Origin of the sequence: Pantoea sp. K16, assembly GCF_048452805.1 — a bacterium.
GTDB lineage: Bacteria > Pseudomonadota > Gammaproteobacteria > Enterobacterales > Enterobacteriaceae > Pantoea > Pantoea agglomerans.
Genome location: NZ_JBLWNV010000013.1, coordinates 50,488 through 74,346 on the forward strand (window position 1 = coordinate 50,488; position 23,859 = coordinate 74,346).

Below are 23,859 nucleotides of genomic sequence, written 5' to 3' on the forward strand. Positions count from 1 at the left end.
AGGGCATCCCCATGAAGAAGCGTTTTCCTACGAACAGATCATCAGTATCCTCCGCGAGGCCGAAGCCGGGGTTTCTGCACGGGAACTCTGCCGTAAGTATGCTATTTCAGACGCTACTTTCTACACCTGGCGCAAGAAGTTTGGCGGCATGGAAGTCCCTGAGGTAAAGCGGCTTAAGTTACTTGAAGAGGAGAACGTCCGCCTTAAGAAGCTGCTCGCCGAAGCCATGCTGGATAAGGAGGCGCTTCAGGTGGCTTTGGGTCGAAAGTTCTGACGACAGACCAGAAGCGGGAAGCCGTGGAAGTCATATGTGATGCAACGGGTCTGTCGCAACGTCGTGCCTGCAGGCTGGCAGGTCTGTCTCTTTCAACCTGCCGTTATTCAGCTCAGCGTCCGGCTGCTGACGCGCAGCTATCTCTACGCATCACAGAGCTGGCACCTGAACGCCGTCGCTTTGGTTACCGGCGGATCTGGCAGTTATTGCGTCGTGAGGGCCTTCACGTCAACCACAAGCGGGTATACCGCATTTATCACCTTAACGGCCTGAGTGTGAAGCGCAGACGACGTCGTAAGGGTCTGGCGACTGAGCGGCTTCCGCTGCTTCGCCCGGATGCGCCCAATCTGACCTGGTCAATGGATTTCGTCATGGATGAACTGGCCACCGGTCGCAGGATCAAGTGCCTTAACTGCGTCGATGACTTCACAAAGGAATGCCTGACTGTCACTGTTGCCTTTGGGATTTCAGGCGTGCAGGTCACGCATATTCTGGACAGTATTGCGCTGTTTCGCGGATATCCGGCTACGATAAGAACTGACCAGGGGCCGGAGTTTAACTGTAGAGCACTTGACCAATGGGCCTTTGAGCATTGCGTGGAGCTGCGGCTTATTCAGCCCGGTAAACCGACACAGAACGGATTTATTGAGAGTTTTAACGGACGCTTTCGCGATGAATGCCTGAATGAACACTGGTTCAGCGATATTGTTCATGCCCGGAAAATCATTAATGACTGGCGGCAGGACTATAACGAGTCCAGACCTCATTCATCGCTGAATTACCAGACGCCGTCTGAATTTGCAGCAGGCTGGAGAAATGGAAAATCAGAAGGTGAACAAACCGACATTACTAACTGATCGTTGTATCTAATACTAGGGGCAGGTCACGAATAACGTACACACACTTAAGACGAGAGCTCTATACAACTTTCAATGTGGCCATTCTCCGTCAACGGGTGTCAGGTCTAAGTGATGCCATTAAATTGCCTACAGAATTTCAGTGTGATTTATGAAAAAAACCCGTCTGCGACGGGTTTTCAGGCATAGAAGGCGACAATCACCGATCCGGCATTACGGCTTTTTAAACTTGTCTTCGACTTTCTCTTTCGCTTCCGCGATTTTATCACCGGCCTTTTCCGCGAAACCCTCTTTATGCGCTGGCTCGCTGCCTGGCGTTACCGGACGGGTGTCGTGGTCAGCGCGGGCCTGACGCGTGCTTTCAAGCAACGGATCGGCCACAGTACGATTCCCGGTCAGCCGATCTGCGCCGAGAGGATCTGTACTGGCATGGTCAATATCCACTTCCTGACGGCGTACCGAATCGTTGATAGTTTCAACCCGATCGCTTGTCTCTTTGCGTAACACCACCTCTTCAATGATCTCCGCGGTCTTATTAATCACGGGCTGCTCATGCGTCTCTTCCACTTCGACAGTTTTTTCAGACCAGTCAACATGGGTGGGTGAACCTGATTCATTCACCGGACGACGGAAGATTGCGGCGTGCTGCTCATGCAGCGAGACATTTTCTGAGACCTGATCGGTGACAGTGTAGCGACGAACGCGGGTTGAACCTTCACTGACCAGACGTTTACCCACTTCCAGTCGCTCCTCGGCCAGACGCAGTACATCCTCGTCACTTTCGTCACCGGTCAGGGCAGTACGGGCAGCGCCACGATGGGCAGGATCGGTAGAGAGCGGATCGACGGCGGCATTATCCTGAAGCGTTCCACTGGCAGGTGCAGTCAGACCATCACTGGTCGCGTAACCGGGCGCGTAATCATCGGGCAGCGCCGCACTGCGCTCGGTAAGTTCTTCATGTGCATCAAGGATGCCCAGGGCGCGAGGTAACTCATCTTCATCGGCCCGCAGCGACAGCACTACTCCGCCGGTTCGCATCGCGTCTTCATACACTTCGGCCTGATCCTCCTCCAGCGTATTGCCGAACAGGCGTTGCCAGAAGCCAGGGTGACGGGCCTCCTGACCTTCGGTACGCAAACGATCACCGGAGATGATATCAATGTCATCATCCAGGAACCCGGCCTTGATCAGGTTACGCTTTGCACCCTCTGCCAGTGAGATATTGCTGAACATTGTTACGATTGTTTCACGCGCCATGTTGTGTTCCTCGGTGATGGATTCGGACGGCTCTGAATAGGGTGTTCGGGTCAGGTGAGCATGCTGTTTGCGCAGGGAAACAACCTGTTCTGTCGCTTCTTCACTGACAACTTTGCGGATATGCCACTCCTCTTTCAGCACCAGATGACGAACGATCTCGACTTCCTCTTCAACGACAGGAATGATCAGAACGCCATTTTCTTCACGGATTTCCGGCATCTCAGCCAGCCGTTCCGATTTAGGAATGCGTTCTATTTCCGCCGTCTGGTGCCGGAGCATCAGCGCAATCTTCTGCTGATGCTCAGTGACCTGTCGGGTAACCCTGACATGACCGTCGATGACCCGCTGTTTTGAGACCTCAACGGTTTCCTCCGCCAGGCTTATCACCTGGTCGCTACCCTCTGACCCTGGTTTTTCAGGAGGTTGATTGTTCATGTTTAACCTGCCTGTAATACAGAGCGATCATTTGTACTTTTCTTTACCTTGAGCATAAGTCACTGCTTTTCGGTTAGTTAAAGCCTGGCACAAACAATGACAAAAGATAGGAAAAAGCAGAAAAACGCCATTATATGAAGATAACGTGGTGCTAAAATCGATTAAGCGGTGCGGCAGATAAAAAACAGCTAACGAAGCGGCAGACAGTGAAATCTCTTTTATCGCGTGCGGAAAGAGGATCAATCAGGCGTTAACCCGACCCGAAGTGAATCAGGCATATCGGGTCAGGGGTTAAGCCATTCGCTTTCCTGCAGTTCGCCATTAGCCGAATAGCGAAACAGGGCGCGCTGATTTTCGTTTCGCTGAAGCTGATAGGCGTCCAGCACACTGGCCTGCAAAATCACCACGCCAAAGCGGGATTCCCCGGTTTCCGTTGCTGCCGCGTCAGGCGTCTCATCAGCCGTTGCCCGTGCTTCCCCCGGAGGTCCGCCGGTGTAAGTCTGCCGCGTGTGCTGCGGTAACGCACGCCAGGCTGCCCGGGCAACATCACTTCCCGCCGCATAACACGCAACCCGCCCTGCCAGCCGTAACTGCAGGCGACGCTGATGGCAATATCCCAGCACGGTGACCTGCGGATTCGCCGCCATCTCCTGCCACTTCGGGCTGCGAACATCCGTATGAAATGTCAGCATCCTGCGGTCATCGGCACACTTGCGCAGAACCACGGTGCGCGCCTGAGGTTGTAGCAGAGCATCGACCGTACAGAGCATCAGATAACGAAATCCACCCTGTGGATCGGTTGCAGATTCCTGCAGCGCAGCCCAGGCTCCAGTTTCAAACGTTTTCAATTCCATGGGGATTACTCTCATCAGGATCAATTTTCAGCCATCTGGCTAAAAGCGTAGCAATGAAGTGGACAGAAGGCCTGACAGCGCAGCGATAAGAGCAAATGTGGCAAGCGGGAGCTGGACAATGCACGAGAGCAGGAGCTGTTGAGATAGCGTCGGGATTGCGGGATACCTCGCAGAGCGGCAAAAGCGCGTCCCGCCAGTCAGCCACTCTGTGTTATTTTTGCGCCATCGCCACAGAGATCCGATCCGCAGGGAGTTGCACGATGACAACTGAAGAGTCTGCTAAAGTACCGGCTGAAATACCGCTGAAAGTCACCTCGCCGCGTCTGACTTATCGGTCACTTCGGCAGGAAGACTGGCCCTTCTATCTGGCAGTCAGTCAGGATAGATCGGTGATGCAGTACATCAGCGATCCCCGCAGTGCTGAAGAGATCAGAACCCACTCATTTGATGTCCGCCTGCCCGCCTGGTACAAGGGCTGCAGGCACTGGCTCTGTCTGGTTATCGGAGAAAAAACATCCGGTGCTCCGGCTGGCTTTTGCGGGTTTATCGATCGCGGAGAGGGTATTGCGGAGTTTGGCTTTATTCTGGCCGCAGATGCGCAGGGCAAAGGCTACGGCAGCGAGTCTCTGCATGCCATTATCACGTTCTGCTTTGAGCAACAGGAATACCGCAAACTGAGCGCGACGGTGACAGCAGGCAATGCGGCCTCACGCCGGACCCTGATTTCAGCGGGCTTTGTGCAGGAGGGGACGTTGCGGCAGAACTTCTTCCTCAACGGCCAGTGGCAGGATGACTGGATCTTCGGCTTGCTGAAACAGGAATACCAGCCCGCACACTCACCCTGAGGCGCAAACTATCAGCGTCGGGCATCCTCCGCTACGCTCGCCACAATAAGACCGATTAGCGTGGCGTAACGTCATAACCGCTGGCGATAGCGATAGCGGGCGCACAGTGCTCCTCTCCGCACAGCATCGCCTCAAAGTCCGCCGGCGTCAGTGGCTGGCACAGGCCATTGCCCTGCATAATGTCGCATCCGGCGGCCGTAACAAAAGCGATCTGCTCTTTGTCTTCCACCCCTTCGGCGGCCACCCGGATACCCAGGCTTTTGCCGAGCGCGGTAATGGCCCGGAACATCATACGCACCCGCATGCTGGAACCCAGCTCGTGCGTCATCGACTTATCGATTTTAAAACCCGTCACAACGCTATAGCGCAGCAGGTTAATCGCCCCTAGCGTACGCCCGTAATGATCGATAACGAACGAGGCTCCCGTTCGGCGTACGGCGTCAACCTGAACCGGCATATCCTGCATCAGCACGGCCAGCAGTGGCTCATCCACTTCCAGCTCAACAAAACCGGCATCGCCTCCGGCACTCTCACGTATTACCGTCTCCAGGCTGTTCCCTGCCAGCTGGCGCGGAAACAGGTTAATGCTGACGCGAAGCTGAGGAGAGCGAACCTGCCACTGCCGGACCTGTGCCAGAGCACTGCGGATGATCCATTCACCCAGCGTGACTGAAAGCGGACTTTTAACCAGCATGCCGATAAATTCAGCCGGCAACAGCAGCCCGCGCGTCGGATGCTGCCAGCGCACCAGCGTCTCGCAGCCAATAAGCTTTCCGCTTTCAACGTCGTAGCGGGGCTGATAGTAAAGAGTGAACTGCTGCTGCCGCACCGCCGTTTCCAGTTCGCGCTCAAAACGGCGCCGCTGCTGCTCCGCTTCACGAAACGCGGGCATAAACAGCATGCTGCAGCCTTTACCCGACGCTTTGGCGCGATAGAGCGCCAGATCTGCGGCGGACATAACCGAAGAGGGATCCCTGCCGTGCTCCGGATAGGAGGCGATGCCGGTGCTGGCACCGACCACCACCGGTGAGTCGTGATAGCGGAACGGCGTCTGAACGGCCGCAATCAGTTTCTCCGCCGTGATCGCCGCCTCTGCGCTGCCGCCCGCTAACAGGATCACAAATTCATCACCGCCCAGGCGCGCAGCCGTCACAGCACTGGCGCAGACCGCACGAATCTGTTCGGCAACGTGGCACAACAACGCATCGCCTGCAGCATGCCCCAGCGTATCGTTAACCTCTTTAAAACCATCGAGATCGGTCATCAGTAACGTATAGGGGACGCCCGCCCTGGTCAGCTGGCCGACCTGATCCATAAACGCGCTGCGGCTGGCGAGACGTGTCAGCATATCCAGTGAGGCCAGCTCACAGAGCCGCGCCTCACTCTCATAGCGGGCCGTGACATCGCGGATGATCATGCCCACCAGCCGTTCGCCCTCTTCACGCCAGCCCGAAAAAGAGACCTCTGCCGGAAATTCACGACCTTCACGCGTGACACCCCATATCTGCAAAGAGCGAGGGTGCGAGATAGCCGCTTCGTCAGAGGTAATCCGGACCAGTTCATTACGGTAGTCAGCCTGGCAGCGAGCAGGGATCAGCTCGCTGATATACTGGCCGCGCATCTCCTCTGCGCTGTAGCCAAACAGCACGGTGGCGGCCGGGTTCCAGAAGGTTATGCCACGCCGAAGGTCAGTGCAGACAATGGCGTCAGGCGAAGTAGATGAGATCGCCTCGAGTCGCTGCTGGCTGGTGTAGCGCAATAACTCCAGACGATGCATCTCCATGCGATCCATCACCAGTGCAGCAATATCGTTCAGATGCTTTCGATCCTCTGCAGTTAACGGCTCACGCGGATGGCTGTCGGTCAGGCAGACCGTGCCAATATGATGCCCATCCGGGGTCGAAAGCGGGATCCCCGCGTAAAAGCGGATAAAGGGGTAGCCGTGAACCAGCGGACTGTCGCGGAAGCGCGGATCTTTCAGCGTATCGGGCACGCAGAGGATATCGCCCTGCGCCAGCGTATGGTGGCAGAAGGCGACGTTGCGTGCCGTACCTGAAATATTTAAACCGTACCGGGAGGCGAAGAACTGCCGCTTTTCGTCGATAAGCGAGACAAAAGCGACCGGCACCCGAAACAGCCGCGCGGCAAGCGTAGTGAGGCGATCCAGCGCATCGGTCGGCGGTGAATCCATCAGATGATACTGCTTAAGTGCGTCGAGGCGAGCCGCCTCGGCATCATGATAAACTGGACGTTTCAGCGTAACTCTCCTCTGGTGTTATCTGCTGTGGCTGGCCTGACACAGCATAAAGAGGACACGTTCAATCAGACAGAACGCGCAGAGTTCGCTGCCGATCCGTTGCCGGAAGAAAGGCCCGTCAGTAAACCCGGCAGCAACAGGTTGCCGCGCTGAGTCCAATAAAGCTGACACCGCAGACAGCGAGGCATCAGTTAACACGTTATGCCTGCCAGAGAGAGTGCGGCGGACCGCCCAGGATTATCTGGCCAGAGCAGATCAGACAGGCGGTAATGCGCCTCGCTTAGCTCTCTATATCGGCCCGACATGACTTTACTTAAGAGAAAACAGAGGATGAACGCCTTACTTTTTCAGCTTTGGTACCAGTTGATAGTGCGGATGCTCTCCGGCGAGCAGCATCAGCAGTTCATACTCTCCCTGACTGAGCAGCGCAGGATTTTTCGATGCTTCTTTCGTCTGCCAGACACGCTGGCTAAGATCGAAACGCTCGGCTGCAATCTCCTGAGAGAGACCGGCCGCAAGGCGCAGCTCACGCACGTTGTGCTGGACGGCGACAGGCCGCTGTAAAATCTGATTTCCCATATAAACGCTCCGCATACGGTGCCCCGGCGAGATGGCCGGGCGGAAGTACACGCCTGCGGCCAAAACATAAATTTGAGTTAAGTTTTAACAGCCCGGCGTTTTACACTTATCAGGAAAGCGTAACGCACCAGTAAAAACAGAGAAAATAACCTGAATTATATTTAAATCGCTGCCCGGATAATTTTTGCACCGCTGAGAATAGTAATTGCCATTCTGAATGGTGGCGTTGATCGAATGATGATCAACGTCAATCACAGTCACAAAAAATGACCGTTTCATCCCTCTTTTAAAAAGAGTGAATATTAATCGTTATTCCGTGCCGGACAGACATTATCTACAGTTCAGAAAAAATACGTTCAGGCTATGCCCGCGCAAACGTTGCCCAGCCGCCTTTTTCAGCAGGCATGACGCGTTTAGGCTCTACGGCAAGAGGGCGATGCGGCAGGGTAAAGCGCGTAATCACGCTGCCCAGCTTTTCAGTCTGTCCACTGAGACTGCCTGCCGTCGCCGAAACCTGCTGAACCAGCGTCGCATTCTGCTGCGTTACGCGGTCAAGTTCTGCAACGGCGACCGTGACCTGGGCAATCCCTTTGCTCTGTTCATCCGAAGCCAGCGCAATCTGTCCGATCAGTTCATTCACGCCGCCGACGCCGCGCAGCACGGCCTCCATGGTGGTTCCTGCGCTCTCAGCCGCCCGCCGGCCATCGTCAACGCGTGCCACGGTATCGGCAATCAGCTCTTCGATCTCTTTAGAGGCAGCAGCACTTCGCTGTGCCAGTGAACGTACCTCACTGGCGACTACCGCGAAGCCGCGGCCCTGTTCACCCGCACGGGCAGCTTCTACAGCGGCGTTTAACGCCAGAATGTTGGTCTGAAACGCAATACCATTAATAGTGGTGGTGAACTGCCGGATTTTTTCTGATCCCTGAGCGATGCTTGTGATGGCTGCCGATACCAACTGAACCAGTTCCACGCCCTGCTGAGTCGTATCCGTGGTGCTGGCAGCCAGTTCACGTGCCTCGCGGGCATTCTGTGCATTGTGACGCACGGTGACGGTAATCTCCTCCATGCTGGCTGCGGTCTGCTCCAGTGCAGCAGCCTGAGTGGATGTCCGGTCGGAGAGATCGGCGTTACCCGCAGCAATGTCCCCCGCTTCACGATGAAGAATGGCTGCGTTGTCACGGATAGCGCTGACCGTCTGCAACAGACTGTGCTGCATCTCTTTGACCAGCGGCACCAGTTGCCCGACACAGTTGCGCCCCAGATCTTCCGGCTCGCGCGTCAGATCGCCATCGGCAATAATTTTTAAATGACCGCGAATTTTACCCACCGGACGCACCAGATGAACGACCAGATAGCGGTCGCAAAACAGCAGCAACGCCACTGCCGCCAGCAGTGCTGCCAGCAAGACGCCCTCAAGCCGATGCCGGTCAGCCTTCAGCGGGGCCTGATTCCCGGCCAGCTGCTGCGTCACCTTGTCCAGCTGCGCACGGGCAACCTTTGCGTATTCTGAGGGAGTTGTCGTGAGTGCCGCGCGGACGTTATCCCAGTCAGCATCGGCCGGGGTTGAGGCGACGAGCGCGTTTTTATCGGCTGGCGTACCGCTCTGCATGACGATAGCGCTGTGCGCCAGAAAGCTCAGCTGCTGCGTCAGAACGCCTGAACGATCGGTTTGACGAAAGATATCGCGCACGACCAGGCTGCTGTAGCCACCGGCCAGCACGACGATGCCCAGTGAGACGATCATCATCCACAGCACAACGCGGCGGATAGTGAAATGCCTGAGTGAATTCATGAGGTTTCCCCGATGTTGTCATTGGTGTAGTTAAAATTAAACAAAAATAAGTTATGTCATCTACTTTAGTGCGTTATTATATAGTGCACTATGTTTATACTCTGTATACTGGCAGGATATTTAAGAAATTAAAAGTTTTTAACGACAAAATAATAGAATCGTGATTACTAAAATATTTCGTTAAAGAAAAGTGATTTGCTATTCTGACCAGCAATGGCGTGTAGTGGGATAAAAAATAAATGGTCATGACTCTTTCTTTTTGCAGAATTTGCCTGTAGTCATGACATCACACCCTTCAATTTTTCTGTTTAATTTCGCGCCGTAACCAGCCGGTGCGGAGGAATCCATGCTTATGAGTCTCAGCGGCGGCGACGATTGCCGCACGCGAACCCTGCACGCGCTGCGCAGTAACGACGAAAGTCGTGACGATGTGTTGCGACAGTTCGTCCGACTGGCCAGCCAGGCACTCGGTATACCCGGCAGCTTTATCTCCGTACTGGATGATGAGATGCAGCATGTTAAGGCTGCGCAAAATTTCACACTCACTCAATCCTCCCGGCAGGACTCGCTCTGCCGGCATGCAGTGGACAGTGACAGCACCGTGGTAGTACCCGATACGTTGCTGGATACCCGCTTTGCTGAGCATCCGCTGATTGTTGGCGCGCCTTTTATCCGCTTTTATGCCGGCGTTCCGCTTAAAAGCAGCACAGGTCTGATACTGGGTACGCTGTGCGTGACTGACACCGCGCCTCATCCCTTTAATGCGGATCAGGTCGCCATGCTAAAGATGCTGGCGGCACTGGTGATGTCATTTCTTGAGGCCTGGTACTCGGCTGGCTTTGCCGACCCGGTAACCGGTCTGCCCAACCGCCAGCGTCTGATTCGCGATCTGCAGTTTCTGGCCGCCTCCGGTGACACCACGCCACGGCGGCTGGTGCTGATTGACTGTATCGATATGCCGCGCGCCTACGAGCTTGCGCGCTCAATGGGCATGGGACCGGTTGAAAGCCTGTTGAAAGATGTGGCGACACTGCTGCCGCTGCGCCTGAGGCCTGCGCCAGGAGAGATGCTCTACACCGTAGCCACCGGGCGCTTTGCCCTGCTGACACGTCAGGAGAGCAGACTCACTGCTAACTGGGTGGCAAACAAGCTGGCCGGGATCAGCGCGGATCTCGGCGATGGGCTGTCGGTTGCACTGATGACCCACACCGGTGAGGCGAGTTTCAATACCGGGGAGATGCCTGCCCAGGAGATCCTGCGGCGTGCGGTCAGCGCGCTGCACGAGGCCATCACACGCGACGTCGCCTCGATGCCTTTCAGCGAGGCCACTGATACGCGCCATACGCAGGACTTTACCCTGATGCATGACCTGGCCATCGCGATACGCCAGGATAAGGGATTGTGGCTGGCGTATCAGCCTAAAATCTGTCTGCACAGCGGCAAGCCGATTGGCCTGGAGGCCCTGATCCGCTGGCAGCATCCGCAGCGCGGCGAACTGTCTCCTGCACAGTTTTTACCCTTTGCCGTGCAAACCGAGCTGCTCAGCGAACTGACCACCTGGGTGACAGAGCACGCAATCGCCCGGCTCTCCCGGCTGCGCAACAGCTATATTCAGTTGCCCATCACCATTAACGTCAGCAGCAGCGATTTTTCACGTGACGGTTTTGCCGACGAGCTTGAAGAACAGATGATCAGGGCGAAGCTCCCGGTTTCGCTGCTGGGCATTGAGTGTCTGGAGACGGAACGGATTCTGGAGAGCGCGACCGCAATGCGGGGGCTTGAGATGCTGAAACTTCGTGGATTCGGTATTTCACTGGATGACTTTGGTACCGGCTACAGCAACATCAGTTATCTGCGGCGCATTCCGCTGGATGTGATCAAGCTGGACCGTTCACTGATCAGCGAAATTTCATCTGACACCGCATCGCGCGTCATCGCCCGCAGTATTATTGCGATGCTTAAAGATCTCGATTATATGGTGCTGGCTGAGGGCGTGGAGAATGCAGAAACCGTTACGGCGCTGACCGAGTTCGGCTGCGACCAGGCGCAGGGCTTTTTCTACTCCAGGCCGCTGCCGGAAGCGGCACTGGATGAGTGGCTCGGCTGGCGATTACGCAGTAAGTGCTGAGCCTGTCCCACATACCCCGGAATCTTACCCGGCCGAATCAGACGCGCTGAACTCCTCAGCTCCGGCAATGATGACGGTATTACGCCCGGCGGCTTTTGCTTCGTAAAGCGCTTCATCGGCACGCCGCAGCAGAGAGTCGCGATCGCTATCCTGATCGCTCCGTGAAGCCACCCCGGCTGATATCGTCATCGTTCCGGCAAACGGGAAGGTGGTGGCGCTGACGGTCTCACGGATGCGTTCCGCGGTGCGGACGGCATCAGCCAGCGTGGTATGCGGCAGCAGCAGAATAAACTCCTCGCCACCAAACCGGCTGACGATATCGCCGGTGCGACAGGCCTGACGCAGCAACGCTGCCAGGCTCACCAGAACCGCATCGCCCGCGTCATGCCCGTACCAGTCGTTTATCTTCTTAAAATGGTCAATATCAATGGCGATGGCACACTGTTCATGCTCACTGTCTGACTGCGCCGCCAGCGCCGAAAATCCGCGTCGGTTGCAGAGCCCGGTCAGCGGATCGGTCATCGCTTCATCGTTTAGCGCGGCAAGATGACCCGCAACGGCGTGCCGATGCGCCTGCACGGCTTCTTTGAGCCGATCAGCCTCGTAATACCAGGTTTTAACCGTGGCGAGAGATTCCGCCTGGGCTTCGCTGCCGCCATCGCGCACTCTGTCCGCCAGCTTTTCCAGTGGAGAGGCGATTCGACCGGCCATAAAGGCAATAATGGCCGCTGTTACGGCAATAATGCCCAGAACGAACCAGACGGCGCTTTCTGCCGTGCGCATCAGAATATGCCTGACCGTTTCAGAGGTGCCGGTAATAAAAACGTTCCAGCCGGTTTTATGCAGTGTGCCATAGCCGGTCAGATAGTGCTGCCCCTCACTCTCCAGCGTGAAATGCCCGCTTTCCGTCGTGGCGAGCCGTTTCTGCAGTGCCAGACTCAGCAGCATCTTTGTTCCGACGCGCGCCGCGTCATGACTGAAAATAATCAGCCCTTCATTGCTGACCACGCTGACCGTTGAACCATTGGAATAGAAATGCTGGCTCAGGATTTCGCTCAGCATGCTCTGTTTCTTGAGATAAATAGTCCCGCCAATGTAGCCCAGATAGCGGCCATCTTCGCTGAACAGAGGTTGTGATAAAAACACCACATAGTTACCGGCCGCGGAGGTAAAAGGAGCTGAGATAAAAGGCTTTTGGGTCGCTATGGCCTGCAGGCTGGCAAGTGAGTGCAGCTTCACGCCAATAAGATTCAGACTATCGGGTGAGGTTGCTGCAATAATGGCACCATGATTTACCACCACCACCGAGTTGAAAAAACCCGACTGCATTCGCAGGCGATCGCTCTCTCCTTCCAGTCGTTTAATATCACTAAGCCCCTTGATCTGCGACGCACTCCAGGCCAGTTCACGTTGTGCTGTCGCCAGGTAACGATCGGTGGTATCAGCCAGCTTGCGGGCATAGGCAATGTTCCCTTCAAGCAGACTGTCTTCGATGTTGGCCTTCTGAAACAGCAGCAGCGCACTCAGCAGCAGACCGGAGGTCAGAATGACGCCCCCGATGGAAAGCAAAGTCAGCAGCGAGCGAAGGCGCATTTTTTCATGGGGCATTGCAGTCGGGATCCGGATTAAGTGTCATCTGAGTGTAACAGTAGACGTTTCACGTCAAGGGCCGAACAGAAGATGATTTACACAGGATCACGGCGCATTGCCGGGCGCAGCACACAACCGTCCAGCCCTGCATAAAGGATTGTTTAGCGTTTCGATAGCCCTGATAAGCAACAGCAGAAAATGATTAAGCGGTAATAATGATACTGAGCAGGCCGGTATCTGTGCAGATGACGCACTATTATTACCGCTGACCGTGATAACAACGCCATATGGTCGCTGAAAATAACGGGGCAGGCTCTGCCCCGTTTATCATTACGTTAAAAATATGCGTAGAACAGTTAAATAAAACCTGCATCAATAATAAGTAATTGTGCATCAGCCTTATCTTTTAAGCGAATTTAACGCCAGAACGATTTAATATAAGAGCGGCTGCTGAGCCTTTTAATAAAATGATGCGGACAGGTATAGCGGCGCCCTTCCCACTCCAGATTAAACCACTGAAATTCATCATTTTTAATTTCTTCCAGCAGGGTCATTGCCTGCATCGGCGTCTGAAAAGCATAAGCTTTCATCACGCCCTCCTGGGTGCATAAATCAATATGAACCATGTAACCCCCGGGTGTTAAAAAGATCGAACATTTTATAATTATTGAAAAGCCTCTTTATCATAATCCATTTATCGGCTGCCGATTATCTGATTCCGTATTATTTACGTAAAAATTTCGCATCTATTTCCCATTTAAATTTTTGGGCAACCCTGCCTTATTTCATCAATTAATTTGACCATGTTTACGAAATCCAGCCAGACCCGAATAGATCGTAACCCATGTTTAATGCAGCTCAGAGGGTGGCGACGATAAGCGATCGCAGAAGATGACGTATACCTGCTCACATTGTCAGCATTGCACCGTCTGGCAGGTCCAGAGCCGTCATGCAGAGGGGATGTAATGGTGCTGGCTGAGAGGTTGAGATGGTCATAAACAGAGCACATCGTTTACACTCTCATCAGCCTCATCTGCAATCCGGCAAAGGTACAGATGTATCGCGGAGAGAGGCAGGAGATCACTGACGGCGGGCAATAAGGAATCTTATGCTGGATTATATGGTGTCGCTCTACCGTACTGTTCCTGTCTCATCTGAACGTCTCAGCGACTGGCTTGCCAGCTGGCTGGCGCAGCAGCAGACACGATGCCACGATCACCATTTTTCTTCCGCCTTTCCATGGCGTGAAACCGGTCTGCCCCAGCACGCCTTTTTGCAGCGAGAACTGACGATAAACGGCCAGCGTTATCTCACCGGGCCGCGCTATCTGGGTGGCGATCCTGCACAGCCCTTTATTGAGGTTGTTGCGCGTGACGGCATCATCGATTACAGGGTCGCTAGCGCCATTATGCAGGCATGGCAGCCGCTGAAACCTCTGAAGCTGCGCATCCTGTTGCCTGCGACTTATCCTGACATCGGTATAACAGATCAACTGCTTTTCCTCAGCGACCTGGCTTCACTCTCTGTTCCTGTCGACGAAGATATTTCACTGGTGACAGCCTGCCGGAAAGATTATCCCGCCTGTATCACGGCGATTAACCGCGCCTATCGTGCCAGCTGGCACACGCTGCCGCATCTGCGCGATCAGCTACTGGCAACCAGCAGGCAGGAATTACGGGAGGATATCGCCGCGGGACATGTGTTTCTGATTGTCTGGCAGGGAATAGTGGCAGGGCTGATGATTTGTGTCCCCCGGCGACTGACCTTTATTGAGGGGTTTCAGATTATGGATGAGGTGATTATGCCCGCTTATCAGGGCCGTGGACTCGCCGCGCGCGCTCAGCAGCGTTTGCTGCAGCAGCTTCATCATCATTATGGTGAGAAGGCACTGCTGACCGGTACCATTCTGCCCGGTAACACCCCTTCACTGCGCAGCGCGCAAAATGCCGGGCGACGCTGCGTGCTGAAATATCAGTTTTTTACCCCTGCCGATTTACGTGCGAGCCGACGGGCAATTTAAATCACCATAAAGCCAGCTCAATCAACTTATCCTGCACACTGTAAACGCGCTGCTTAAGGCTCAGGCTTTCGTCTGCGCTGATCCATTTTGCAGCAAACGCACCATTAATTTTTTCCAGTGCGATTTTGGTGCTGCTTTTCAGACCTTCGTGCCAGTTCGCGTCTGAACGTTTTGCCGCCTGTTTTTCCAGGCTCTCAACTAACGCCGCGACACTTTTACCACCGGTAGTAGCTTCGGATACAGACATACCTACCTCGTTTTGCTGCTAAAAAACGGCCACACTCGCGGAACATATTATACCTGAACCCTGATCGGCATGGCGCTTTCCTGTGCGCACTACCCGGCATGCCTCGTAAACTCATTCTGGCATCACAGAGATGACGTAAATGGCGCAACGCCACCTGCATCAGGGGGGAATCCATTCAAACGTCATATCCAATCAACCCGCCAGCATTGCAAATTAATGTGAATTTTTAATGACCATAAAGATAAAAAATAACTTTAAAATTAATGACCTGTTCTCATTTCACTGACCCGCCTTGTGATTCACATTTTGAAAACAAAATAATCACACATAGTTATTTTTTCATGCCTAAATTAGTGCCAGTTTTCATTTATGGAGCAGGCAAATGACTCACTTTGTGGCAATTTTTTTCTCTTCACTGTTTATGTGCAGTAACGTTTTTGCAGGTACAGTCTCATCCGTCTCTCTTGGGGCGCTTTCTACCTCGCTCAACGATCGGATGCAGGTGATGAAAGCGGTGGCGGGTTATAAAGCACTGCATCATTTACCTATTGAGGATCTGCCTCGGGAGCAGGTGGTGCTGGATCATATGCTGCAAAACGCACAACAGGCCGGGCTTGAACCCCACTCCGTGGAGCCGTTTGTTCACGCTTTGATGAACGCCAGCAAGGCGATCCAGTATCGCTATCGGGCTGACTGGCTCTCATCACCAGACAGCGCTGTTCCTGTCAGGGATCTGACCGAGACCAGACAGCAGATACAACAGCTGGATACCCAGCTCCTGACGGCGATCAGCCAGCGCCTGATGACCGGCGCCTTCTCGCAGGATGACAAAGAATTTCTGATGTCACACCTCACGGCACCTCACCTCAGTGAAAGTGATAAAAACAGCCTGTTCGCTTCCCTCTCCCGCATTCAGCGCCAGCACTAATCCTATATCAGCGGAGTACGCTATGCAGCTTCATGAACTCATGGACCCCGACTACTCTGATAATCCCTTTCCCCTTTATCGAAAACTGCATCAGCAGGGACCGCTTATCCCTGCCGGAGATAAGATCATCATCAGCGGCAGTCACGCGGTGGTGGACGCCCTGCTGAACGACCGGCGGGTCGGTAAAAATTATATGGAAAGTGTCAGAGTAAGATTTGGTAATGATGCAGCCGGACTGCCGCTGTTTCAGGGTATCAGCAGAATGTTTCTGGTGCTGAACCCACCCGATCATAACCGGTTAAGAGGACTGGTTATGAAGGCGTTCAGCGCCCGGGAGATTAAATCTCTTCGGGAGATGGCGCTGACGATAGCCAATGAACTGGTTGATGAACTGGAAGGGCGTCGTGCCTGCGATCTGGCTCAGGCATTCGCTTTTCCGCTACCGGTGCGCATTATCTGCCGGATGCTGGATGTTTCAGAATCTGATGCACCAGAACTGGGTCGCCTTACCTCTGCGCTGGTCAGGGTTTTCGATCCTCAAATCAGTCAGGCGGATTTGCTGAAAGCCGCTGAAGCTTTTGCCGTACTGGAAAGTTACTTCAGTGCCGTGATCGTCTCCCGACGTGATAGCACCGCCAGCGATCTGGTGTCGCTTTTTCTGCGCAGCGGCAGTGACGGCGACCGGCTGGATCACGATGAGATCATCGCCAATGTGATACTGCTGTTTCTTGCCGGTCATGAAACTACGTCAAACATGCTGTGCAACACCATTCTGGCCCTGCATGCTCATCCGCAGGAACTTGCGAGCCTGAAACAGAATCATGCGCTGATACCCGATGCCATAGAGGAATGTCTGCGCTACGACAGTTCGGTCCAGATGCTTTACCGCACGACTCTGGAAGAGATTGAGTTGGCAGGAGAGCTCATCCCGCCCGGAACCCGCTTCTTCCTTAGCCTTGGTGCAGCCAATCACGACCCGCTGGTATTTACCTCTCCGGAACGGCTGAATATCCGGCGGCATGAGGGGCGCTGTCTGGCATTCGGTGGCGGTATACATCACTGTATGGGCTACCGGCTGGCACTGGCAGAAATGGAGGTGGCGCTGGAAGTATTACTGACGCGATTGCCAGAGATGCGGCCCGTGGCCGCTGGCGTTCGCCGCAACCACAGAGCTAATCTGCGCGGCGTCAGCGCCCTGCCGGTCGAATGGTAAAGCACTGCAACGCCCGGCGGTTAACCGCGCAGCCGCAGCGTGGCGGGCAGGATAAGCTGACTGTCAGCGGGATCCTCACCAGCGATCATCGTGGTCAGCATAGAAAAGCAGGCCTGCGCCAGTGCCGGGACATTCTGCTCAACCGTGTCGATCGGAATGGAGAGTGAATCATAGAGATAGTGATCGTCGAAACTGGCAATGCGGATGTCGCTGGTCAGCAGGTTATGCTCGCTAATGTAGCGCAGTACTCCCTCCAGCAGACCGCAGGCGGCGGTGAACATCGCTTTAGGGGGGCGTCCCAGCCTGCGACAGAGCGCGGCAAACATCTCATAGCCACTGCCGGGATGGTAGTTACCCTGAATTATCCACTCCGGCCGCAGCGTCACACCCGCCCGCATCAGTCCCTCTTTGAATCCCGCCAGACGATCCTGGGTCGGGGAGAGGTCAGACTGTCCGCCAAGAAAGTAGATCTCCTCCGGACAGGTGCGCGCCAGCTTTTCGACCAGCTCAGCGGTGGGCGTCACAGAGTCGGTGATGACCCAGGGCAGCCTGGTATTGTTCATGTGGCGGTCAAATAGCAGCACCGGCAGCTGTTCGCTGAGGCTGACATAGTCGCTGTCGCTCAGCATACTGGAGGCGACAATCAACCCGTCGACCTGACGCGCCACCAGGTTATTGACCACGGCCATCTCCTGACCGGCATTTTCATCGGTGCAGGAGATCAGCAGTTGCAGACCGGCGGCGCGACAGAGATTTTCCAGCGCATGGGAAAAGGCCGCAAAGCCGTGGTTGGTGATCTCCGGCACCACCAGCCCCAGCGTATGACTGCGGGCGTCATGTAGCATACGGGCGTGTATGCTGGGCTGATAATGGTGTTCCCGGGCCAGTGTCAGAACCCGCTCACGCGTCTCCTTCGCCACCCGTAACTCTTCGCCACGGCCGTTGAGCACCAGGCTGGCAGTGGCTTTAGAAACCCCAGCCAGCCCGGCGATGTCACTGATGGTAACGCGTTTGGTTTTTCTCACGGCAAGGCATCGGTTAGTGAAACAAGGGCTTATTCTACCATGCAGCGACGTAACGACCAGTAGCGGGCCTGCAGTTCTGCGCGACCGCGCAGGGTTAGCATCGCCGGATGGTCCGGAAAATAACGGCTGCTCATCACCCCTTCCCCGTCGTTGATGAAGATCTCAACGCTGGAGTGGTCACACAGGATCTGCAACCGGCGTGCAGCCCCTGTCCAGTAACGATAGGTCCATTGACCCGATACCAGGCTGCGACGGGCAAGCCGCAGTTCATTCTGCTGCCACGTCAGGATCAGCGTATCGGCGAAATTGAGTTCTATATCGCCCAGGCTCTCCAGCTCAAGCTCCAGCCGCTGCGCGGCGATCGGCGGCGCGTCATCGGCGCGGCCCTGATAGTGCAGCTCCCTCTCCCGCAGCGCCTGCAGTTCTGCAATCGGCTGCTGACAGAGCCGGCCATTGCGGGAGCTCAGCTCGCGCAGACAGGTCATCTGATGGATCCAGTGATGCGCCACGGTTGGCTGGGCCATCTCTTCACCGTCTGGCGTTCCCATCCAGCCCACCAGCAGACGCCGGCCGTCAGCGGTCAGCGTGGTTTGTGGTGCATAGAATTCAAACCCGGCATCCATTTCGTTCAGCGGGCCATGCAGGTAGGCAGGCTGCTGATAATCCAGCGAGCCACTGAGCCAGGCGCAGGCGTGACTGTTCAGGTAGCGTTTCTCTTCAGGCACAACACCCTGCGGACAGCAGATCAGATACGTGCTGTCGCCGAGGGTGAACATATCCGGGCACTCCCACATGTAGCCAGCGGCGTCCAGCCCGCCCAGTTCGCTGCCTGCAATCTCGCCGAGATTCTGCCATTCGCGCAGATTATCAGAACGCAACAGCAGCACCCTGCCCTGCAGCTGGGTATTCTGCGCGGCCAGCACCATGTACCAGTGATCTTCATGACGCCACACTTTGGGATCGCGAACGTGGCCGGTGTAACCCTCCGGTACGGCGATAACCGGACCGAGTTTGTCGAAACCGCCCGCGCTGTTCTGCTGCGCCAGACACTGCCACGCGGTGCGCGAACCATCATCAAACTTCACATTACCGGTGTAGATCAGCGTCAGTACACCGTTATCCTCTACCGCACTGCCCGAGTAACAACCGCTGCGGTCATACTCCTCGTCCGGCATCAGGGCGATGGGCTGATGCTGCCAGTGCAGCAGATCGGCTGAGCGCCAGTGTCCCCAGCATTTTTGCTGATGCGCGCACTCCAGGGCGTTCCACTGATAGAAGAGATGATATTCACCGTCGAAATGGATAAAGCCGTTGGGATCGTTTAGCAGCCCGGTTACCGGTGCCAGATGCCAGCCAGGGTAGTGGCTGTCGATGAGCGCCTTTGGCATACCCTGCATCACCGCCTGCAGAATGGCGGCAAGACGTGTTGATGAGGCCATTATTCAGAATCCGTTTTGTATTTAAGCAGGTAAGAGATCACAAACGCAGTGGTAAACGCGATTGCGATGCCGATGACATAGTTGAGCAGAGAGCCCGCCTGGACAATCGCCATGCCCGGCAGACCGGTCAGCCCGACCGCAGTCATATAAACATGGACCGACACCACCCAGGCACCACCCAGCGCGCCACCCACCAGACCCGCTATAAAGGGTTTCATAAAGCGCAGGTTAATACCAAAGATAGCCGCCTCGGTAATCCCCAGCAGCGCGGAAAACGCTGAAGGCAGCGAAATCGCTTTGATCTTCGCATCGCGGGTTTTAAACCATACGGCCAGACAGGCACCGCCCTGAGCCACGTTCGCCATCGCCCAGATAGGCAGCAGGAAGTTCACGCCGATGGAAGGATTGCCCAGCAGCCCGGCTTCGATAGCGTGAAAGCTGTGATGGACGCCGGTAATCACAATCACCGAATAGAGTCCACCAAACACCAGTCCTGCCAGCCAGCCGGCGTGCGCAATCAGCGTACTGAGAATAAAGGAGATGCCATCACCCAGCATACGACCTGCCGGACCGATAATCAGCAGCGCAATAAAGCCGGAGATAATCACCGTCAGGAACGGGGTCAGGATCAGATCCAGCGCATCCGGGATAACCCGACGCAGCTGCTTTTCCAGCATGCTCATAAACCAGACCGCCAGCAGCACCGGGAACACCGTGCCCTGATAGCCAATCATCGCCACTTCAATGCCGAAGAAGTTCATGGTGTGGAAACCGGCGGCGACGCCCCAGGCGTTGGTCAGCGCCGGATGAGTGAGAATGCCGCCCAGTGTCGCACCAAGAAACGGGTTACCACCAAACTCGCGGGCAGCCGTAAAGCCAATCAGGATCGGCAGGATAATAAAGGCCGCCGAGCTGCACATATCCAGCATGATATAGAGCGCATTTTCCGGATTGACCCAGCCGTAAGTTTTGACCATCCCCAGCAGGCCCATCAGCAGACCTGATGCCACAATCGCCGGAATGATCGGCACAAAGATGTTCGACAACAGGCGGGCGATGCGCTGGAAAGGGTTGAGCTTACGTGCGGCTATATCAGCGGCCTCAGATTTGCTCGATTCACTGATGCCCGCCTCGGCGATAAAGGCAGCGTAGACCTTGTTCACCACGCCGGTGCCGAAGATAACCTGAAGCTGGCCCGCATTGCGGAAGCAGCCTTTAACGCCTTCAATCCGGCCAATCGCGGTCGTATCCGCTTTTTCATCATCCGCCAGCACCAGCCGCAGCCGGGTGGCACAGTGAGCAGCGCTGGCGATGTTCTCTTTACCACCCAGCAGGGGCAGCAATGCCCGCGATATTTTTACATAGTCCATACACACCTCAATCTTGTTATGTTTTTATCCATCCTGATCTCTGGCCCCGGCATCCGGGGCCGCCCGGTCAGAACCAGGTTTCCATCTGTACGCCGAAGTTCCATTCGCCACCGGCATCGAATCCTTTACTGCCGAAGGCGTCGTCACTGGCATAGTTATCCAGCCGGTGATCCCAGTTCATCCAGGTTGCAAAGAGACGAATTTCCGGACGTTTGAGGAAGTCACCGACATCACCGGCTTTCAGGGTTGGCGCAACGGTGAGTTTGGTAAAGCTGCCGCTGACCGCATTACGGTTGTTGTAGCCTTCGGGACGCAGATCCATGTACTGATAAGAGCCTTCATACTGCATCTCAAAGTTCTGGGTGATTTCCTGAATCAGCCGCAGGTTGACTGTCGCCCAGTCATAGCTGTCACCTTTGACGTAACGATCGTCACTACGCTGAGCCAGTAAAGCAGGTGCAATGTGCCAGCCACCGCCCAGCGGGGTAATACCGTAACTCGCCAGACGCCAGGTGTCCGCTTCCGGCAACAGTGCGCCATCAGAACCAATCGACTTCACCTCTGCGCCCAGTCCATGACCATAGAGCAGTGCAGTTTTCGACGTGCCTTCTCTCAGCCCATAAAAGCTGTCGTTATGCAGGCCAAGCAGCGCATGTACGCCGGTTTCTGCCGCATCGCTTTTGACTCTGAGGCCGTCGATGTCACGGCGATCGTCGTTATCCTTTGCCCGCATACCGCTGACCATCAGCTGTACCGGCCCGACAAAGTTATTCAGCGACAGGATGTAGTTCTGCGCAGTGTTTTCATTGTTTTCAATGTCGCCAAAGGTACGACCATAAAGGGAAATGTTACTGCGCGCCTGATCGCTCCATTTCATGTCGTAAATACCGGCACCGGTACCGGCAAGGAACACCACATCGGAGTCGATCCAGTGAATATCAAAGTTATCGCGATCAAAACGCTTACCGGCCCAGACCGTGGCGTTACCGAATGCGCCGCTGAAGGTGGGAAGCTGCCCGAGCTCGACAAACGCCTGACGCAGGTTGAGATCGCTGCTGGCGGCTGTCCAGTCGTTGTAGGTGCGCTGTCCATCGGCCAGCATCGCTTTGAAACGGGTGGTTGCGCCGTTGTCCAGCGTCTGTTTATGTTCGAGGTTGAGCTCAACGTAGGTATCCGGTTCATTACCAAGGCGACCAACGTGACCGCCGGTTTCCCCGGCAGGGGTAACGGTCGGGCCACCCTGAGTTTTGGCGGCCGAGCTGTTCATCAGCAATCCTGAACGGGCATAACCGTGGAACTCGAAGCCACCTTCATCGGCTGATTTTTGTTCCAGTTTCGCGGTGCGCTGCGCGACCTCAGCGGTGGAGTTTTGGGTCTGTTGTTGCACGGCAGCCAGCTGCTGTGCCTGCTTCTCAGCCATCTGTGCCTGTTTCTCCGCGACCTGTGCGCGGGTTTCCGCTGCATTCGCTCGCTGCTCGGCTGCCTGCAGTCGCTGCTCCATGGCCGCAAGGCGTGCTTCAATGCTGCTCATACTGGAGTCGGCCCAGACTGATGTGGAAAGTAATATCGTTGAGAGACTCACTGCTAACGTGCTTTTTTTCATTTTTTTATGTCCCTGAAGAGAGGCTATCATCACCGGATTTTTTGCTAAACCGGTTTAGGCGCAAATCATAGCCACGGGTAATTTCCCTGCGCAATGAAAATTGCTAAACCGGTTTAGTGATTGTGAGATAGCTCCCAAAACAGGGGCAATAAGATAATCAGCCTGGCAGGTCGTCCAGCTGGTGGAGCCGCGGAAGTGCTGTCATGGCCCCTTTAGCCGTGGTTGCCAGTGCACCGCAGCGTTGTGCACTGGTAAGGCAGATGGCCAGCTGCGATTCATCGGCAGGAAGACCCGACTTAGCCAGCCCCCAGAGTAATCCGGCCACGAAGGCATCACCTGCGCCCGTGGTGTCGATGCTGGCCACGGGCGAAGTAGCATAGTGGTATAGCTGGCCCTGATAGCAGGCGATCACACCTTCCCTGCCCCGCGTGACCAGCAATAATTTTATGCTGAATCGCACTGCCAGCTGCGGCATGGTGATAGCCGGTTCCTGATCCGGACAGAGAAAATTGAGTTCCTCGTCGGACAGTTTAACCACGTCCGCATGGCTCAGCGCCTCGTTCACCACCGCATGCAGCAGTTCCGGATCGGGCCAGAGGTCATGACGCAGATTTAAATCGAAACTGACATGCCCGCCTGCTGCCCGGATCTGCTCCATGGCAGTCAGGGTCGCCGTGCGTGAAGGTTCAGCTGATAAGGCAATCGAACAGCAGTGCAGCCACTCCCCGTGCCGGAATACGGGCAGGTCTTGCACCTCAAGAAACAGGTCAGCACTCGGCCTCACCATAAAGGTAAAGGAACGTTCGCCATGGTCATCCAATCCGACCACCACGGTTGAAGTGCGGTGCTGCGTATCAGCGATCATGTAGCGGGTATCAACCTTCTCTTCAATGAGCGTTTGCCGCATAAACTCACCAAAGGGATCATCCCCTACCCGCCCGATAAAAGCGCTGTTTCCCTGCAGACGGGCAACTCCAACGGCGACATTGGCGGGCGCCCCACCCGGACACTGCATCAGGCGACCCGGCATTTCGGGAAGCAAATCAACCACGGCATCTCCGAGGCACCATACGCGTACAGACATAAAAAACTCCTCTGATTAAACCTGATAGCTAAACCGTTTTAGCTATAGCGATAAACCGT

The 23,859-nt window shown here is 55.3% G+C and carries 19 protein-coding genes; 6 read left to right on the forward strand and 13 right to left on the reverse strand.

The genetic code is table 11. The features are described 5' to 3' along the window. Window positions 1–37 precede the first annotated feature (37 nt). A protein-coding gene (locus ACK13D_RS17240; RefSeq protein ID WP_132499675.1) for an IS3 family transposase occupies window positions 38–1,131 on the forward strand; the annotation gives its coding sequence in 2 pieces (ribosomal slippage) (window positions 38–269 and window positions 269–1,131; 1,095 coding nt in all). A gap of 213 nt (window positions 1,132–1,344) precedes the next feature. On the opposite strand, the gene ACK13D_RS17245 is transcribed toward ACK13D_RS17240, so the two are convergent. Then, window positions 1,345–2,823 (reverse strand): YsnF/AvaK domain-containing protein, encoded by a 1,479-nt coding sequence (locus tag ACK13D_RS17245; RefSeq protein ID WP_022624217.1) that lies wholly within the window; start codon window positions 2,821–2,823, stop codon window positions 1,345–1,347. Window positions 2,824–3,107: 284 nt separating this feature from the next. Next, complete coding sequence (locus tag ACK13D_RS17250; protein ID WP_010671973.1) at window positions 3,108–3,677, reverse strand: pyridoxamine 5'-phosphate oxidase family protein; 570 nt, start codon at window positions 3,675–3,677, stop codon at window positions 3,108–3,110. A 260-nt stretch (window positions 3,678–3,937) separates the two neighbouring features. On the opposite strand from ACK13D_RS17250, the gene ACK13D_RS17255 reads away from it, so the two are divergent. Continuing rightward, on the forward strand, window positions 3,938–4,522 hold the full coding sequence (locus tag ACK13D_RS17255) for a GNAT family N-acetyltransferase (protein ID WP_022624218.1): 585 nt from the start codon (window positions 3,938–3,940) through the stop codon (window positions 4,520–4,522). Between the two features lie 55 nt (window positions 4,523–4,577). On the opposite strand, the gene ACK13D_RS17260 is transcribed toward ACK13D_RS17255, so the two are convergent. The 3 genes from ACK13D_RS17260 to ACK13D_RS17270 form a co-directional block, all read right to left on the reverse strand. After that, window positions 4,578–6,713, reverse strand: a complete 2,136-nt coding sequence (locus ACK13D_RS17260) for a putative bifunctional diguanylate cyclase/phosphodiesterase (RefSeq protein ID WP_022624219.1) — start codon at window positions 6,711–6,713, stop codon at window positions 4,578–4,580. Between the two features lie 405 nt (window positions 6,714–7,118). After that, window positions 7,119–7,358 (reverse strand): hypothetical protein, encoded by a 240-nt coding sequence (locus ACK13D_RS17265; protein ID WP_010256895.1) that lies wholly within the window; start codon window positions 7,356–7,358, stop codon window positions 7,119–7,121. 361 nt (window positions 7,359–7,719) lie between these two features. Next, window positions 7,720–9,153 (reverse strand): methyl-accepting chemotaxis protein, encoded by a 1,434-nt coding sequence (locus tag ACK13D_RS17270; RefSeq protein WP_031292272.1) that lies wholly within the window; start codon window positions 9,151–9,153, stop codon window positions 7,720–7,722. 346 nt (window positions 9,154–9,499) lie between these two features. Here ACK13D_RS17270 and ACK13D_RS17275 point away from each other — a divergent pair, with 346 nt between their 5' ends. Then, window positions 9,500–11,281: a sensor domain-containing diguanylate cyclase gene (locus tag ACK13D_RS17275; RefSeq protein ID WP_029519494.1), complete on the forward strand. Its 1,782-nt coding sequence runs from the start codon at window positions 9,500–9,502 to the stop codon at window positions 11,279–11,281. 24 nt (window positions 11,282–11,305) lie between these two features. Here the strand turns inward: ACK13D_RS17275 and ACK13D_RS17280 are convergent, their stop codons facing one another. Continuing rightward, on the reverse strand, window positions 11,306–12,889 hold the full coding sequence (locus ACK13D_RS17280; protein ID WP_033759894.1) for a sensor domain-containing diguanylate cyclase: 1,584 nt from the start codon (window positions 12,887–12,889) through the stop codon (window positions 11,306–11,308). A gap of 398 nt (window positions 12,890–13,287) precedes the next feature. After that, window positions 13,288–13,461 (reverse strand): hypothetical protein, encoded by a 174-nt coding sequence (locus ACK13D_RS17285; protein WP_010671965.1) that lies wholly within the window; start codon window positions 13,459–13,461, stop codon window positions 13,288–13,290. 518 nt (window positions 13,462–13,979) lie between these two features. On the opposite strand from ACK13D_RS17285, the gene ACK13D_RS17290 reads away from it, so the two are divergent. Next, the gene (locus ACK13D_RS17290; RefSeq protein WP_418796946.1) at window positions 13,980–14,891 is read left to right on the forward strand and encodes a GNAT family N-acetyltransferase; all 912 of its coding nucleotides are present in this window, start codon (window positions 13,980–13,982) and stop codon (window positions 14,889–14,891) included. 1 nt (window position 14,892) lies between these two features. On the opposite strand, the gene ACK13D_RS17295 is transcribed toward ACK13D_RS17290, so the two are convergent. Continuing rightward, entirely contained in the window at window positions 14,893–15,138 is a 246-nt protein-coding gene (locus ACK13D_RS17295) for a hypothetical protein (RefSeq protein WP_010256916.1), read from the reverse strand. 382 nt (window positions 15,139–15,520) lie between these two features. Between ACK13D_RS17295 and ACK13D_RS17300 the strand changes: the two genes are divergently transcribed. Both ACK13D_RS17300 and ACK13D_RS17305 read left to right on the forward strand, forming a co-directional pair. Beyond that, window positions 15,521–16,066, forward strand: a complete 546-nt coding sequence (locus ACK13D_RS17300) for a chorismate mutase (RefSeq protein WP_418796948.1) — start codon at window positions 15,521–15,523, stop codon at window positions 16,064–16,066. 22 nt (window positions 16,067–16,088) lie between these two features. Continuing rightward, complete coding sequence (locus ACK13D_RS17305; protein ID WP_418796949.1) at window positions 16,089–17,279, forward strand: cytochrome P450; 1,191 nt, start codon at window positions 16,089–16,091, stop codon at window positions 17,277–17,279. Window positions 17,280–17,299: 20 nt separating this feature from the next. On the opposite strand, the gene ACK13D_RS17310 is transcribed toward ACK13D_RS17305, so the two are convergent. The 5 genes from ACK13D_RS17310 to ACK13D_RS17330 all read right to left on the reverse strand — a co-directional run bounded on the left by ACK13D_RS17310 (window position 17,300) and on the right by ACK13D_RS17330 (window position 23,800). Beyond that, window positions 17,300–18,304 (reverse strand): substrate-binding domain-containing protein, encoded by a 1,005-nt coding sequence (locus tag ACK13D_RS17310; protein WP_033759898.1) that lies wholly within the window; start codon window positions 18,302–18,304, stop codon window positions 17,300–17,302. Between the two features lie 29 nt (window positions 18,305–18,333). After that, window positions 18,334–19,743 carry a sucrose-6-phosphate hydrolase gene (locus ACK13D_RS17315; protein WP_159227291.1) on the reverse strand — a complete coding sequence of 470 codons (1,410 nt, stop codon included), beginning with the start codon at window positions 19,741–19,743 and terminating at the stop codon, window positions 18,334–18,336. Continuing rightward, window positions 19,743–21,113 carry a sucrose-specific PTS transporter subunit IIBC gene (locus ACK13D_RS17320; RefSeq protein WP_010256928.1) on the reverse strand — a complete coding sequence of 457 codons (1,371 nt, stop codon included), beginning with the start codon at window positions 21,111–21,113 and terminating at the stop codon, window positions 19,743–19,745. The genes ACK13D_RS17315 and ACK13D_RS17320 overlap by 1 nt, the downstream gene beginning before the upstream one ends. A gap of 67 nt (window positions 21,114–21,180) precedes the next feature. Beyond that, window positions 21,181–22,716: a carbohydrate porin gene (locus ACK13D_RS17325; RefSeq protein WP_159227292.1), complete on the reverse strand. Its 1,536-nt coding sequence runs from the start codon at window positions 22,714–22,716 to the stop codon at window positions 21,181–21,183. Between the two features lie 157 nt (window positions 22,717–22,873). After that, a complete protein-coding gene (locus tag ACK13D_RS17330; RefSeq protein WP_022624231.1) occupies window positions 22,874–23,800 on the reverse strand; it encodes an aminoimidazole riboside kinase in 927 nt (308 codons plus the stop codon). Window positions 23,801–23,859 lie beyond the last annotated feature (59 nt).

Excerpts from the sequence above, each read along its gene's own strand:
- ACK13D_RS17245 (WP_022624217.1), bottom strand. The coding sequence starts at position 2,823 with ATGAACAATCAACCTCCTGAAAAACCAGGGTCAGAGGGTAGCGACCAG.
- ACK13D_RS17250 (WP_010671973.1), bottom strand. The coding sequence starts at position 3,677 with ATGGAATTGAAAACGTTTGAAACTGGAGCCTGGGCTGCGCTGCAGGAA.
- ACK13D_RS17255 (WP_022624218.1), top strand. The coding sequence starts at position 3,938 with ATGACAACTGAAGAGTCTGCTAAAGTACCGGCTGAAATACCGCTGAAA.
- ACK13D_RS17260 (WP_022624219.1), bottom strand. The coding sequence starts at position 6,713 with ATGGATTCACCGCCGACCGATGCGCTGGATCGCCTCACTACGCTTGCC.
- ACK13D_RS17265 (WP_010256895.1), bottom strand. The coding sequence starts at position 7,358 with ATGGGAAATCAGATTTTACAGCGGCCTGTCGCCGTCCAGCACAACGTG.
- ACK13D_RS17270 (WP_031292272.1), bottom strand. The coding sequence starts at position 9,153 with ATGAATTCACTCAGGCATTTCACTATCCGCCGCGTTGTGCTGTGGATG.
- ACK13D_RS17275 (WP_029519494.1), top strand. The coding sequence starts at position 9,500 with ATGCTTATGAGTCTCAGCGGCGGCGACGATTGCCGCACGCGAACCCTG.
- ACK13D_RS17280 (WP_033759894.1), bottom strand. The coding sequence starts at position 12,889 with ATGCCCCATGAAAAAATGCGCCTTCGCTCGCTGCTGACTTTGCTTTCC.
- ACK13D_RS17285 (WP_010671965.1), bottom strand. The coding sequence starts at position 13,461 with ATGAAAGCTTATGCTTTTCAGACGCCGATGCAGGCAATGACCCTGCTG.
- ACK13D_RS17290 (WP_418796946.1), top strand. The coding sequence starts at position 13,980 with ATGCTGGATTATATGGTGTCGCTCTACCGTACTGTTCCTGTCTCATCT.
- ACK13D_RS17295 (WP_010256916.1), bottom strand. The coding sequence starts at position 15,138 with ATGTCTGTATCCGAAGCTACTACCGGTGGTAAAAGTGTCGCGGCGTTA.
- ACK13D_RS17300 (WP_418796948.1), top strand. The coding sequence starts at position 15,521 with ATGACTCACTTTGTGGCAATTTTTTTCTCTTCACTGTTTATGTGCAGT.
- ACK13D_RS17305 (WP_418796949.1), top strand. The coding sequence starts at position 16,089 with ATGCAGCTTCATGAACTCATGGACCCCGACTACTCTGATAATCCCTTT.
- ACK13D_RS17315 (WP_159227291.1), bottom strand. The coding sequence starts at position 19,743 with ATGGCCTCATCAACACGTCTTGCCGCCATTCTGCAGGCGGTGATGCAG.
- ACK13D_RS17320 (WP_010256928.1), bottom strand. The coding sequence starts at position 21,113 with ATGGACTATGTAAAAATATCGCGGGCATTGCTGCCCCTGCTGGGTGGT.
- ACK13D_RS17325 (WP_159227292.1), bottom strand. The coding sequence starts at position 22,716 with ATGAAAAAAAGCACGTTAGCAGTGAGTCTCTCAACGATATTACTTTCC.
- ACK13D_RS17330 (WP_022624231.1), bottom strand. The coding sequence starts at position 23,800 with ATGTCTGTACGCGTATGGTGCCTCGGAGATGCCGTGGTTGATTTGCTT.